At 41.5% G+C, this 14,063-nt stretch carries 11 protein-coding genes; 7 read left to right on the top strand and 4 right to left on the bottom strand.

The features are described from left to right. Window positions 1-118 precede the first annotated feature (118 nt). The 3 genes from E7588_00985 to E7588_00975 are packed head-to-tail and all read right to left on the bottom strand — an operon-like array spanning window position 119 to window position 2,904. Complete coding sequence (locus tag E7588_00985; GenBank protein MBE6687832.1) at window positions 119-697, bottom strand: hypothetical protein; 579 nt, start codon at window positions 695-697, stop codon at window positions 119-121. A 10-nt stretch (window positions 698-707) separates the two neighbouring features. Further along, window positions 708-1,973, bottom strand: coding sequence for a D-alanyl-D-alanine carboxypeptidase (locus E7588_00980; GenBank protein ID MBE6687831.1), 1,266 nt, complete (start codon window positions 1,971-1,973; stop codon window positions 708-710). A 7-nt stretch (window positions 1,974-1,980) separates the two neighbouring features. Next, complete coding sequence (locus E7588_00975) at window positions 1,981-2,904, bottom strand: bifunctional riboflavin kinase/FAD synthetase (GenBank protein ID MBE6687830.1); 924 nt, start codon at window positions 2,902-2,904, stop codon at window positions 1,981-1,983. A gap of 151 nt (window positions 2,905-3,055) precedes the next feature. Between E7588_00975 and ligA the strand changes: the two genes are divergently transcribed. The 4 genes from ligA to E7588_00955 all read left to right on the top strand — a co-directional run bounded on the left by ligA (window position 3,056) and on the right by E7588_00955 (window position 7,441). Then, window positions 3,056-5,035: an NAD-dependent DNA ligase LigA gene (ligA, locus tag E7588_00970; protein ID MBE6687829.1), complete on the top strand. Its 1,980-nt coding sequence runs from the start codon at window positions 3,056-3,058 to the stop codon at window positions 5,033-5,035. Beyond that, complete coding sequence (gene proC, locus E7588_00965) at window positions 5,035-5,844, top strand: pyrroline-5-carboxylate reductase (GenBank protein MBE6687828.1); 810 nt, start codon at window positions 5,035-5,037, stop codon at window positions 5,842-5,844. Before ligA ends, proC begins: the two co-directional genes overlap by 1 nt. 172 nt (window positions 5,845-6,016) lie before the next feature. After that, window positions 6,017-6,448: a hypothetical protein gene (locus E7588_00960; protein MBE6687827.1), complete on the top strand. Its 432-nt coding sequence runs from the start codon at window positions 6,017-6,019 to the stop codon at window positions 6,446-6,448. Between the two features lie 21 nt (window positions 6,449-6,469). Continuing rightward, complete coding sequence (locus E7588_00955; GenBank protein ID MBE6687826.1) at window positions 6,470-7,441, top strand: DUF624 domain-containing protein; 972 nt, start codon at window positions 6,470-6,472, stop codon at window positions 7,439-7,441. Window positions 7,442-7,570: 129 nt separating this feature from the next. Here E7588_00955 and E7588_00950 read toward each other — a convergent pair whose 3' ends face one another. Continuing rightward, a complete protein-coding gene (locus E7588_00950) occupies window positions 7,571-11,308 on the bottom strand; it encodes a hypothetical protein (GenBank protein ID MBE6687825.1) in 3,738 nt (1,245 codons plus the stop codon). Window positions 11,309-11,654: 346 nt separating this feature from the next. Here E7588_00950 and E7588_00945 point away from each other — a divergent pair, with 346 nt between their 5' ends. From E7588_00945 to E7588_00935, 3 genes are all read left to right on the top strand, one after another. Then, window positions 11,655-12,242, top strand: a complete 588-nt coding sequence (locus E7588_00945; protein ID MBE6687824.1) for an adaptor protein MecA — start codon at window positions 11,655-11,657, stop codon at window positions 12,240-12,242. 1 nt (window position 12,243) lies between these two features. Beyond that, a complete protein-coding gene (locus E7588_00940) occupies window positions 12,244-12,810 on the top strand; it encodes a uracil-DNA glycosylase (GenBank protein MBE6687823.1) in 567 nt (188 codons plus the stop codon). Window positions 12,811-12,897: 87 nt separating this feature from the next. Further along, window positions 12,898-14,037 (top strand): methionine adenosyltransferase, encoded by a 1,140-nt coding sequence (locus E7588_00935; GenBank protein ID MBE6687822.1) that lies wholly within the window; start codon window positions 12,898-12,900, stop codon window positions 14,035-14,037. The last annotated feature ends 26 nt before the right edge of the window (window positions 14,038-14,063 follow it).

The raw sequence follows: 14,063 nt of genomic DNA, 5'->3' as shown, positions 1-14,063 counted from the left end.
TTTTTATGCACTAAGCCGTCAAAATGCACGAACAACTTGTACTGTAATTATAATATAATAAACCTGAAAAATTTAAAATCCCATTTCTTTCGCAAAACGTATAAATTTGTTCGTTCGGTTAATCGGATTGTTTTTTTAACATGGTTTTAAGCGAAACCGTTTTATGATACATACTTGAAATGTCGGGTGCGACCAGTGTAAGTGTTGTGAAAAGCTGACCATCAGCGGTAAAAACATCAAGAAAAAGCGAATCATCCTGCGTAAAATTAATATTTTGGGCAGAAAAGCGCAAATAGCGGAAAATATATCTGTCTTGAGTAACACTGTATATATCTTCTATTACCCTCTCCTCTTCTCCCGATACACAGCGAAGCTTGAAGTCAAGAGGAACGTTGTTCTCAAAATATCCGATATTGTATTTTATGGTAAACTGAAAATCGTCCGTTTCGCGTATATGAGTTACGTAACGGGTCTGTACTTTTCCCAGCTCATCCATCGTTATGGGGGGAAAATACTCATAGACATTGTAGGACAGCGGATTTTTTTTAAAATCCTCGAGTATCTGCTCATCCAATATTATCTTATTGGTGATGGGTGCATCACAGGAAATAAAAATACGGCCCCATATCAAAACATTGAGCAATACAACAATAGAAATAAACACAATCTTGATTATCGTTTTTAATACTTTTCCCATTATTTCCTCTCTATTTTCGCTTTGTGGGCATTGCCAGAATAGCGATTATCAGATAAATTATAAATGCCGCAAGTATTCCGAGTACAACAAGCATAACCTCTTTACGTTTAAAAAACTCGCCGATCAGGAACAAAAGATATAGGAAATTACTCCTTTCTATATTTGACTGTGTAACAAGCGCCACAGTACCCAGTTTTTCTTCACCAAAAAAAATATCGGCGTAGCCCACCACGGAGCCTGATTTTACGGGTGCATCCAATGTATCTATTTTCAGCAAAGCGTCAATATGCACATCTGCTTTAAGGTCTGCATCTGCCGGCAAAATGCTTTTAAGCGTTTGAGCCGAAACAATAACGGCGTTGTCAACAGTCCCTGAAAATCTGACCGGAACCTGTGATACGGAAGACGAAGCGGTAAAAACATCCGTAAGACGATAATTGGCAAAAACATACTCATAAAGATTATCGGTATCTATGTAAGAAAGTATTCTTTTATCCTCGTCTTTTTTGCTTCCGGAAACGATGCAAAGATAAACAAGTCCGTCATTTTCCTTGGTTGTGGCAAGACAAAATCCTGCCTGTTCGGTGCTGCCCGAATTCATACCGCGTATTTCGCCGTCATAGTAGTCACCGCCAAAAATTTTTGAAAGCATAAGATTGCGTGTAATAAGCGAACGAAGTGGTGATTTGTTTGTTTTTGGCATATCATACTTAGGCATTGAAGAAATTTCCATATACTCATTTATATGATACGCATAACGGCACAGCTTAAGCATATCACTGACAGTGGTTTCCATAAACCCGTCATGCATTCCTGTGGGATTGGTAAAATGAGTGGCTGTCATACCAAGTTCCTTCGCCTTGGCATTCATCATGTCGACAAATCCATCTACGGTAGTTCCTATGTGCTGAGCAAGCACTAATGCGGCATCATTGGCACCCGCAACTATAAGTGCCTTCAAAAGATCGTCATACGGTACATATTCGCCAATCTTAAGCCCTGCATAATTTCCCGTCAAGCCTTCCAGCGCAGAAGAGGTAACCTCAATACCCGAGGGCTTATTTTCATATTCCAAAGCCAACACAGCTGTCATTATTTTGGTGAATGATGCAGGAAAAACAGGTTCATCAATGTTTTTCTGGTAAATAATACGATCGTACTCTACGTTGTACACAACTGCAGAATTACAGCTTACCTCAGGTGCATCATCAACAGCAATACACACCGTTAAAGTAAAAACCATAATTAAAAACGGAATGAGTAATTTTTTCAACACTGTACCCTCAAAATTTAAGATTAAAATATTCTCTTGTCCTGTCTATATCATTTCTTATGACACCTTTAAGTTCTTCGAGTGAGGAAAATTTCTTTTCATCACGAAGTCGTTTGAAAAAGCAAACCTTTATGTTCTTGCCGTAAAGGTCGCCGCAGAAGTCCAGAATATGTGTTTCGCATGAAATGTGATCTCCTTCTACCGTAGGCTTGGTGCCTACATTGGCGACGGCGATATACGGTTCGCCATTAATGTAAACAGCACAGGCATATACTCCCTTCATTGGGATAATGTGGTCCGGCGGAAACTCCTGATTTATTGTTGGAACACCTATTTCGCGTCCCAGATGTCTGCCCTGAACAACCGGAAAGTTTATATAAAACTCCCTGCGCATAAGGCGGGCAACCATCTCCATATCGCCTTTTTCGATAAGAGAACGGATATAAGTGGAGCTTACAATCTTGTCGTCATATATTATCGGTGAAATAATACATGTCTGTACGCCGTGCAATGCAAGGCGCTCTTTAAGATACTCTGCATCGGCGCTGTTTCCCTTTCCAAATCGAAAATTGAATCCGCATACCACAAATTTGACATTGAATTGTTCGATGAGAATCCGATCTACAAACTCCTCCGGTGTACAGTCACGCACAAGACGAAAATCCTCAATATACATCAGATCAACCTTTTTTTCAGACAAAAGTTCGACCTTTTCATCAATAGTAGTTATACTCTTCGTGACATATTTACCGGAAATGATATTTTCCGGATGCTCGTTGAAAGTCCAGACAACACTTTTTAGCTCATGGCGTCTTGACAGAAACAAAATTTCATCCATAAGCTTCATATGACCGATATGAAGACCGTCAAAATTTCCTATTGCAAGAGCTGTTGCGTGCCGTAGCGGAAGATCTCTTTTTGATAATAGTTGCATAGTTACTCCGTAATTTTTTATGTTTAGGATAGTATAGCACTATTTTGACAAATTTACAATGCAATATATGTAAAAAATTTAATATAATAATGTTGAATTAAAATCTAATTTATGTTATACTGAACAAAGAATAATGAACGGTGGAAATATTATGGACAATACACTTTCCAGAATTGAAGAATTAAGAGAATTACTCACATATCACAGCAAAAAGTATTATATTGAGGATTCACCGGAAATATCTGATTTTGAATATGATAAGATGTTTCGTGAACTGAAAAAGCTGGAGGAATTACACCCGGAATATGACTCCCCTGTCTCACCTACCAAGCGTGTGGGCGGTGCAGTGCTGGACAAATTTGAAAAAGTCACCCATACTGTTCCTATGCTGAGTCTGTCAAATGTTTTTTCAAAAGATGAGCTTAATGATTTTATATCTAAACTGGATGACTCCACACCCGAGCTTGTTGTTGAATACAAAATCGACGGGCTTTCAGTGTTGCTTGAATATGAAAACGGTATATTCGTGCGCGGTTCCACTCGCGGAGACGGAGTGGTCGGGGAAAACATAACCGAGAACCTTAAAACCATACCATCTATTCCTCTGGTTCTGTCAAAACCCGTGCCACGTCTGGAAGTGCGCGGAGAGGTTTTCATGCCCAAGAATGTATTTGAAAATCTGAATGAACAACGCGAGCTGAATGGCGAAACGGTTTTTGCCAACCCGCGGAATGCCGCAGCAGGATCGTTACGTCAGCTTGACCCAAAGATTGCTGCACAAAGAAAGCTTGATATTTTTGTTTTTAACGTTGAAGCATATCAAGGGATTGAATTTGACTCACACACGCAATCACTGCAAGCACTCAAAGAGTTGGGGTTTAAGGTTTCTCCCATGTATCGTACTTTTTCGGATGCAGAACAGGTATACAATGACATTATGCTCAGAGGTGAAACAAGAGACGAACTCTCCTTCGACATTGACGGTGCGGTTATAAAGGTAAATGATTTTGAACTAAGAAAAGAGCTTGGTGAGCTCACAAATACACCGAAATGGGCGACAGCATACAAGTATCCCCCGGAAGAAAAGGAAACTCTTTTGACTGATATTGTCATTCAAGTCGGCAGAACCGGTGTCCTTACGCCAAATGCCGTTCTTGAACCCGTACGTCTTGCAGGCACAACCGTGTCCCGTGCAACACTTCACAACCGTGATTTTATCAGAGAAAAAGATATACGCATAGGTGACACGGTTTGTGTCAGAAAAGCGGGTGAAATTATTCCCGAGGTTTTGTGTGTAAACAAAGACAAACGTCCTTCCGAAAGCACCCCGTTTGAGTTTCCGAAGCTTTGCCCGTCTTGCGGTCAGCCTGTGTTTTCTGATCCCGAGGTAGCTCAGATACGCTGTACAAATGCTTCTTGCCCGGCGCAGCTCATGAGAAACATTATCCATTTTGCAAGCCGCGATGCCATGAATATTGAGGGTTTGGGCGAGGCCGTAGTCATAACTCTATGTCAAAAAGGCATTATTTCCTGCATTACCGACCTATATACACTGGATGTTAATGCCATTGCGGAATTAGATCGTTTCGGTAAAAAATCAGCAGAAAACCTTGTAAATGCAATTGAAATTTCCAAAGGCAACTGTCTTTCAAAGCTATTATTCGGATTAGGAATCCGTCAAGTTGGCGAAAAAGCTGCTCAAATTCTGGCAAAGCACTTCAGAACAATCGATGCATTTATGACCGCCACAGCCGAACAGCTTACCGAAATCGAAGATATTGGTGAAATAACCGCTCAGAATATTGTTAATTTCTTCAACGTTGAAAACAATATAAAAACCATTTCGGATTTAAAACTGTTGGGAGTGAACACCGAATTTATCAGCACCTCTGCTTCAGAAAAGCTTGCAGGGATGGTTTTTGTTGTAACCGGTACGCTCCCGACCCTTAAACGCAGCGATGCTGAAAAAATGATTTCAGATAATGGCGGAAAGGTTTCATCAAGTGTTTCAAAAAAGACCACATATGTATTGTGCGGCGAAAATGCCGGTTCCAAGCTGACAAAGGCAACTGAACTGGGCATTGAAGTTATTAACGAAGAAAAGTTTCTGCAAATGTTAGGAGATTTATAATGATTGGCTTCATTGGTGTCGGAAATATGGCGGGCGCCATTATTTCAGGTGTACTCAAAAAGAATTTATACAATAAGAATGAAATTCTTATATATGACAAAGATAGCTCGAAATACGATAAATTCGACATTGCACCTGTTCAGAGCACGAAAGAAATATGTGAAAAGACTGATTTGATTTTTTTGTGTGTAAAGCCGCAAGTTTATAATGTCGTTCTGCAAGAGATTTCACACGACGTTCCCAAGGAAATTATCGCAAAAAAAACATTCGTTTCAATCGCGGCCGGAATTTCAACAACACACATCTGCAACATGCTTGGCGTAAATGCTGCTGTTGTACGCGTAATGCCAAACACGCCTTTGCTTATCGGCGAGGGTGCCAGTGCATTGTGCTCAAACGATTTCGTTTCGGACGAAGTTTTTACCGGTGTTTGTGATATTTTCGCTTCTATGGGTGCTACAAAACGGCTGACTGAAAATATGATGAACCGCATTATAGCAGTTAACGGCTCTTCACCAGCGTATGTTTATCTGTTTGCAAAAGCTATTTGCGACGGTGCGAAAGAACAAGGCATAACCGATGATGTATTACCGTTGGTTATCAAAACCATACTCGGCTCTGCAAAAATGATGGAACAAAGCAATATGTCTCCTGATGAATTGATAGCAATGGTCACTTCCCCCAACGGTACCACACTTGCGGCATTACAAAGTTTTGAAGCAGATGATTTTTGCGGTACTATAAAACGTGCTATGCAAAAATGCACTGACCGTGCAGAAGAAATTGCAAAAGAAACCGAAAGAAGCTGACAAATGAATAACTCATCCGCTCGTTTCATACAATTGAACGGGTGATGTTGAAATGGCTTTTCGAAACAACAATGGTTTTTTCAGATTATACCGTATATTTTTTGTTATAAATTGCACGACTTTTGTTATCGCATTTGTTTTGTGCCTTTTGCTGCCATCGGAATTCGGATTTATGAATCACACCCTACGTACATGCAGCCGTGAACAAAGCTTTTTTGACGCGCTTCTAAAGTTTTGGCTTTGGGATATTATTCCCGTATGCTTTGTTTTTCTTTCGGGACTGACCATATATATTCCGGTAATTTCCGTTTCGTGCAGTGTTTTTCAGGGCTTTGTGCTGGCGCTTGATGTATATGCATTCTTTAGCAACTTCAGCGTTTTTTTCGCAATCACGATGACATTTATCAGAATTTGCGCTATGTGGATGTTTATATGGTATTTATCATATATTTCTTCATCTTCCGTGAAGATATACACATCGCAAATGCCTTTTATACATGCTCTCAACTATGTGTTTGTAGGTAAATACATAGTTTGGTTTACGGTATTTGCTTTTTCTGCACTTTTACTTGATGCGGCGCAATGCTTGATGTACAGAATTTAATTAAATTAAGAGGATTTTAAAATGGGAAAGATTTTTAAAGCATGGGATTACAACAAGCCCGGAAAGGGCGTCAAAAAAAGCTCCGTGAAAGAAGATTACTCTTTCGGGAACTTTTTTAAAATCTATATACGTAAATTTTGGAAAATTTGCAGTGTAAATCTTTTATACTTTTTATTTAATTTTCCATTTTTTGCTTTTCTACTCGGATTATCGGGAAATTTCAATATACCGTTCAAGCTACCGGCAGGTCCAATGTATCAGCAAATCAAATCGGTTGTTCTGCACACGGGAATGACGCCCGCAACGGCGGCACTGATGGGCTTTGAGCGCAATGGAAGATTGTTGGAAAGCTCATACCCCAGCACTGTTTCTGCGGTGCTTATGTGGGCAGGAATATTAATAGTTCTAACCTTCGGGCTTGCCAACTGCGGAATGGCATATATTTTCAGGAATTACGCACGCGAGGATCATGCATATGTTTGGAGCGATTATATAACGACAATTAAGCGTAATTTTTTGCAGGCAATTCTGCTTGGAATCGTTGATATTGCTTTCGGTGCCGTTATAGTGTATGACATTATTTTTTTCCTTCAAAACACGGGCATAAGCTTCGTGACTGATGTAATGTTCTGGATAGCACTGCTATTGGGGCTTGTTTATTTCATAATGAGATTTTACATGTATATTATTCTTGTAACATTTAAACTCAGCATATTCAAGATTATCAAGAATTCATTTATTTTTACGTTTTTGTGCATTAAGCGAAACATAGTCGGTGTATTAGGTGTTGTCGCAGTACTTATCATTAATTACCTCGTTTTAAGCTATTTTGCTCCATTGGGCGCAATACTCCCCTTTCTTTTTACAGCATCGTTATTAGGGTTCATAGGCGCCTATACGGCGTATCCCGGAATTAAAAAATATATGATAGATCCATATTATACCAAAGACGAAACGAATGATGAAACCCCCTCTATATTTACGGATAACTAATTAATTGCACTCAAAAATCACAAAACAACAGGCAGGTCGTATGAACTGCCTGTTGTTTTGTGAATTAAATAAATTCAGATAATATATAAAAGAAGCAGGTCATACGACCTGCTTCTTTTTGTTATCAGATTATTTCTTTTTAGCTGCTGCCTTTTCAGCCGCTTTTGCATCCGCAACACTTGTGAATGCTTCCGCAGCTTCAACAGATTCGAAGAATCCGATGTACTCGATTATGATTTCTCTTTCTTTTGCAGTTCTCATGGGGTCGAATCTGAACTTGGTCAGGGTTCCGTCCCATGTTCCGCTTGCCATTGAAGCGGATGAGTAATCGAGAATCAGTTCATTCCACTCATTTGCGGTCGCAAAGGGGAAATCAACTCTGGGGTTACCGCTCTGGTTATCCTGCCATACATAGAACTGGCTGTTTACACCAGACATGGAGGGCTTAGCTTTTATCTTGAGTACAGGGTAATCCTTGAGGCTGAACTGCTCATCATCGCTAAGGCTTCTTGTAAGGTTGTACTCACCGTCTGCGTCCTTGGACCAGAAACCTTCTGCTGTGTTCTTGGTTTCAGTCTTTACAGGGAAAGAGTCGCTACCGGGATGCAGTGTAAACTTTGCGGTTTCGTTCTTATCAAGGAAGTCGAAAACAATGTAAGCGGGCTTGGGTCCCTTAGCTGCTTCTTCTGCAGCTTTAGCTTCTGCGTTTTCATACTCTTCAATCTTGGTTCTTGCTTCAACATACTTTCTAGCCTCTTCTTCTGTCTTGAAGAATGCTATGTATGCCATATCAACGCTTACTCCGGCTGCGCCTGTGCTGAAGTCAAGACGGTATGCAACCATGTTACCCTTGAACGGGAATGCCTGTCCGCCACTTCTCTTCGAACCGGGAGCTTCATTCCATTCTTCGCTTACTCCAAGTCCGGATGCTTTCATGCTTTCAAGGTTGGTGTAATTGATCACCCTGGTCTTCCAGCCGGTGCTCTTTTCGAATATGGAACCTGTGCTATAGTACGAGTAGCCGCCGAGCCAAGTATATCCTCTGGTGGTATCTGCTGTATAGAAATCAGTGGAAACGTAGTTTGCAGCTGATGTGCTGTAGTTGCCGCTGGTCTTATACTTGATTACCATTACAGGATATTCGGATGCTTCAAAGGTTTCAGTAAATGTGAATACCGACTCAATTCTGGTGGTAGAGGCAGAGGTTGCTCTCTTGAAGGTGACACCGTTTTCTGTCAGGGTTTCTACTATTGCATTGTTCGCCTTGTAGGTAAGCTTGCTGTCGGCATCTGCACCGAAGTCATACAGCTTAACATCCCATGCGGTGTTTTCATAAGTCTCATATGCTTCCGCACGTGCGATTTCTTCTGCAGTAGGCTGATAGCCACTGTTTACTATCGCGATATCACCGCCGAGCGTGCCGATAGAAACTTTTCCTTCTTTTACAGGTGCTCTTTCGGTAATTGCTACCGTGTTGGTTCTGGGATCATACTTGTATACGTCGAGATACTTGCCTTCAAGCTCTTCGGGCATGTCGAGTATTAACTTACCAACAAACGGGAAGTCGGTGTTCTTTACGAACTTATGTACGAAATGTACACCTACAATGTATTCGCCTTCGGTAATAAGTTCCTTGATGGTTTCACGGTAAACGTCACCGGAGAAGCCTGCTGCAAAATATGCATCAAGGTCATAGTACCAAGTCTTAAGTTCAGGCTTTACATGGCTAGTATTAAACTGATACTTATAGCCGTTTCCAAGTATGCTGATTACTTTGTTTGCGTGATATTTCTTGAGCTCATTAAGAGTGATTCTGGAGATTCGGCTATAATCTTCTATTTTGAACTCAATATTATCAGCTGTCATGTCGAGATCAGCAAGAGTTACATACTCATTCTTAATTGTATCTTTTACCGCCCAAGATGCAGGGATAAAGGTCTGAGGAGGCAACTTCTGTTCGCCTTTGAATTCATTTGCCTGTCCGTCGTCTTTGAAGAAGAGTATGTACGCCATATCAAGCACGTCGCCTGCTTTGGCGTCAACTATTCCGAATTCAAATTTATCAAGCGCTCCGCGGAATTCATCAGTTACAGCATCATCTATTGCTTGGAGAGAGGTAAGAGAAGAGAAATCCAGGGATATTACATCATAGCCCTTGTTATCTACATCTGTCTTTACCAGATCAAAGTTAACAGTTGCTGCACTACGATCAGTTGTGAATTTAATATATGCCTTGGCAGGAGCTGCACCGCTGTACTTATATCCTATCTTTATGAACGGATACTCTGCTGTGTCAAGCTTATGCGCAGCTTTCATGTTCACTTCATTGTATTCAAGCTTAATTTCTCCATCTGCTTTTGCAGTGTATTTTCCATGTGCTATATCCTCGTCGGTTACGCCAACATAGTCAACACTTGCGTTAACGGGAGACATATTATCGGTGGTCCAGGTATCTGCAAAGTTCCACCAAATTGCGTCTTCATACTTCAAAGGCTTTGTGGGGCAAACACAAGGTGCCTGTCCGCACTCGTCACAGAAATATGCCTTTGCTGTGTAAAGCTTTGCATTTTCTTCGCTTACAAAGAACGCAATCGCTGTTACTGTCATGTCCTGGCTTGCTTCGATCTTGAGATTGGTAAATTCACCCTTCCAGTTGGGGAAATCTGCTTTATTGCTGAAGTTTGCAACATTTCCCTCTGCAAGGTTTATTTTACCGAGCTCTGTTTCTCCGTCAAAGAATGTTACGGTTCCTTCGTCTGCGCCAAGAACCTTTACTACGGAGTACATATCAAGGTCGAACTTATTTCTGGACATCAGAGAAGTGGTTGTCTTTACACCTGCCTTAAGATTTGCGCCGTCGGTAACATCTGTATCGGGAAGGAATGTTGCCGCAAATGCAGGGTCGTTCTTGAATTCCCATGCAACCATGTCAAGGTTGTCGGGCTGTTCCGGTACATTATTTGCGCTGTCCTTTGCAATGTATTCATCGCAGTCCTGCTGAGTTGCAAAGAACATAACGCTCTCAATGTACATTACAGAGCCAACTCCGGGAGAATCGTTGTAGTAGTCAAAACGACCGCCGTTGAATAAAACGGGACCATTAGGGAAACCGTCACTCATGACACCGCCGTCAAGATGTTTGATATCTTCATCTACGATGTACTGCCACTGACCATTTGCGCCGGTATAACCAAGATTCTTTTGGAAATATCCGCTACCGGGATTGTAAGCTCCATTTTTATCATCGTAGGTGGGATACAAAACTACGCTTCTGCTACCTTCAATCATAGGCATAACTTTGTAAACAGCGATTTTATAATCAGCTACAGGGACAGCAAGGTTAGTGAAATAAACGTTAACGTCATTACTTCCGGTGGTATGTTTAACCATTAAAACTTTTTTACCGTCATCCAATGTCGCAATTGATTTTTCGCTATTCGCTGCGCTACCGGTATGGTCGTTCATCTTTGTTTCACTGTCAAAGCGGAAAATTGCAGGATCCTTGGTGTATACATAAGGTGCCTTAACAACAGTAATCTTGATAAGTTCGGACTTAGCGCCGTTTACTGTTGCATAGAAAAGATTAAGACCCACTTTTGCAGTATCGTCTGCAGTGAGGGTATAGTCAGCAGCTGTAGCTCCTGCGATAGGCTGTGCAGTTACGCCGCTTCCGTATACTTCTTTAAACCACTGGATAGTGGCTTCCTCCGGAGCTTCTACTGAAAGAACGGTATCTGCGCTTCCGACATATACTTCTTCTGCTGTAATGTTTACGGGAAGAAGCTCGTCAGCAAGAACCATTGATGTTACCGCGAAAATTGCAACGATAACCATCAGCACTGTTAAAAATGTGAGTTTGCGGTTCATATGTGTTTCTCCTTTAAAATTTTTTCCGGTTGACCGAAAAAATGTACAGTCAACCATTGTTGTATATAATATACCACAAAACGCGAGAAATGTCAACCGTTTATGAGCACGTTTGTCATTTTGCATTAATATTTTTGTTTTTCTTGTACAAGTTTGACAATCTGCAAAATTTCATATATATTGTAGAATTTATTTTGTGAAGCTATTGCATTCGTGAAAGTTTTGTTATATAATATGCACAGAGGAAAAAAATGTCCTGTGTGCCATAAATTCATCAGTTACTTTTGAGCGGCTTGTGTATTATAATATAGCATACCTCAAAATTTCAAGACAGGAGCACACAGCCATGAAATTACAGCAGCTTAACGAGAATGAGATAAAAATCACGCTTTCGAAGGAAGACCTTTCGGAGCTTGATCTGACGCTACGTACGATAGACTACAACACCACTAAAACCCGCAAAGCCATTTGGGAAATTTTTGACCGTGCAAAAGATCAGACCGGATTTGATGCGGCAAAAAACAAAATATACATAAAGCTATACCCTCTTTCGGACGGCGGATGTGAAATGTATGTATCCAAGCTTACAGGCAAAAATGATATTTCTTTCGACCGTCTTCCGGCATACAGTGCGTCGCGTCGTGATTTAAGGGCATCCGGCACAGATGCTGCATTTCGCTTCAATGACTTTAGTGAGTTGTACGACGCCTGTGTTTCAATCAAACCGCATACCGACACAGCGCTTTACGAGGATAAAAACGGATGTTTTATATTGCTTTTAAAAAAAGCAACCGTTTCATCCGCCCATCTTCATCGCTGGGAGGAATTCGGCAATCGGATAAAAACAAAATACATAACGGCGTATCTGGACGAACACTGCAAAAAGATAATTCAGTCCTGTGCCGTACAAAAAATAATCGGAAAAGGAATTTGAAATGTCAAACGAACTGCTTTTAAACCAAGTGCTTGAAGAATGTAAAGGTTGTACAGCCTGCGAGCTTTACAAAACAAAGACAAACACTGTATTCGGTGTCGGCTCTCCCGAGGCAAAGCTTATGTTTATAGGCGAAGCGCCCGGCGAAAAAGAGGATCTTTCGGGAATACCGTTTGTAGGCGCCGCAGGTCAGCTTCTCAATAAGTATCTGGAATTTGCGGGAATTGACCGTGACAGCGTTTACATAGCTAATATTCTGAAATGCAGACCGCCCAAAAACCGTGACCCTCTGCCGTCTGAGGAAGAGGCTTGCATAGGATTTCTGCGCAAGCAGGTTTCCGTAATACGTCCGCAGGTAATTGTATGCCTGGGTAGAATTTCAGCCATGAAAATTATCAAACCGGATTTCAAGATAACGGCCGAGCACGGAAAATGGTTTAAAAAAGGCTCGTTTAAAATGATGGCTGTATATCACCCTGCAGCCTTGCTGCGTGATCCGCGCAAAAAAGAAGATATGGCACAGGATTTTTTGAAGATTGCCAAAGAACTTAATGAAAATCCGTTATGATTTTACAAATTAGTGTTGAATAATATCAAAAATTGTGATATAATTACGTGTTACAGTAGAAGTATAAAAATTCAAGAGGTATAAATCATGTCAAAAATGCTTTTCACTTCGGAATCGGTTACCGAGGGACATCCCGACAAAATATGTGACAGAATTTCCGATGCCATTCTGGATGCCATTCTGGAAAAAGACCCCATGGCACGTGTGGCCTGTGAGACCACCGCGACTACGGGTATGATATTTATAATGGGCGAAATCACTACCGAAAGCTATGTTGATTTCCAGTCAATCGCGCGTGAAACGGTACGTGAAATCGGTTATGACCGTGCAAAATACGGCTTCGACTGCGATTCCTGTGCAGTTATCAACACTATACACGAGCAATCGCCTGACATTGCAATGGGTGTTGACACATTGGGCGCCGGAGATCAGGGTATGATGTTCGGATATGCCTGCAACGAAACGCCCGAGCTTATGCCGCTGCCTATTTCTCTTGCTCACAAGCTTGCAAAAAAGCTTACTGAAGTAAGAAAAAGCGGCATTCTGAGTTATCTCAGACCGGATGGTAAATCGCAGGTAACGGCTGAATACGTTGACGGTAAGCCGGTGCGCATTGATGCCGTTGTAATATCCACGCAGCACGATGCAGTTGTGGAAACGGAGCAGCTCCGCAAGGATATAACCGAAAAAGTTATAAAAACCGTCATCCCCGCAAATCTCATGGACGAAAACACAAAAATATACATAAACCCTACCGGACGTTTTGTCATCGGAGGTCCTCAGGGCGACTCCGGTCTTACGGGCAGAAAGATAATTGTTGACACCTACGGCGGATATTCCAGACACGGTGGCGGAGCATTCAGCGGAAAGGACCCCACAAAGGTTGACCGCAGTGCTGCTTACGCCGCAAGATACCTTGCAAAAAACGTGGTTGCTTCGGGTGTTGCCGACAAGTGTGAAATTCAGATCGCATATGCAATCGGTGTAGCACAGCCTGTTTCGGTTATGGTAGATACCTTCGGAACCGGAAAGGTTACGGACGATAAAATTTCCCAAGTAATCTGTTCGCTGTGCGACCTCTCCCCCGCCGCAATCATTGAAAGATTCGATTTAAGAAAGCCCATTTACAAACAGCTTTCCTCTTACGGTCACATGGGCCGCGAGGATTTGGGCGTTAAGTGGGAAGAAACAGACATTGCAGACAAAATAGCAAACGCATTGCTTTAACAACAACAGCTTCGCCCGCATATACT

The organism is Oscillospiraceae bacterium (assembly GCA_015065085.1).
Classification (GTDB): Bacteria; Bacillota; Clostridia; order Oscillospirales; family SIG627; genus SIG627.
This window is presented reverse-complemented; position numbering and strand designations above follow the sequence as displayed.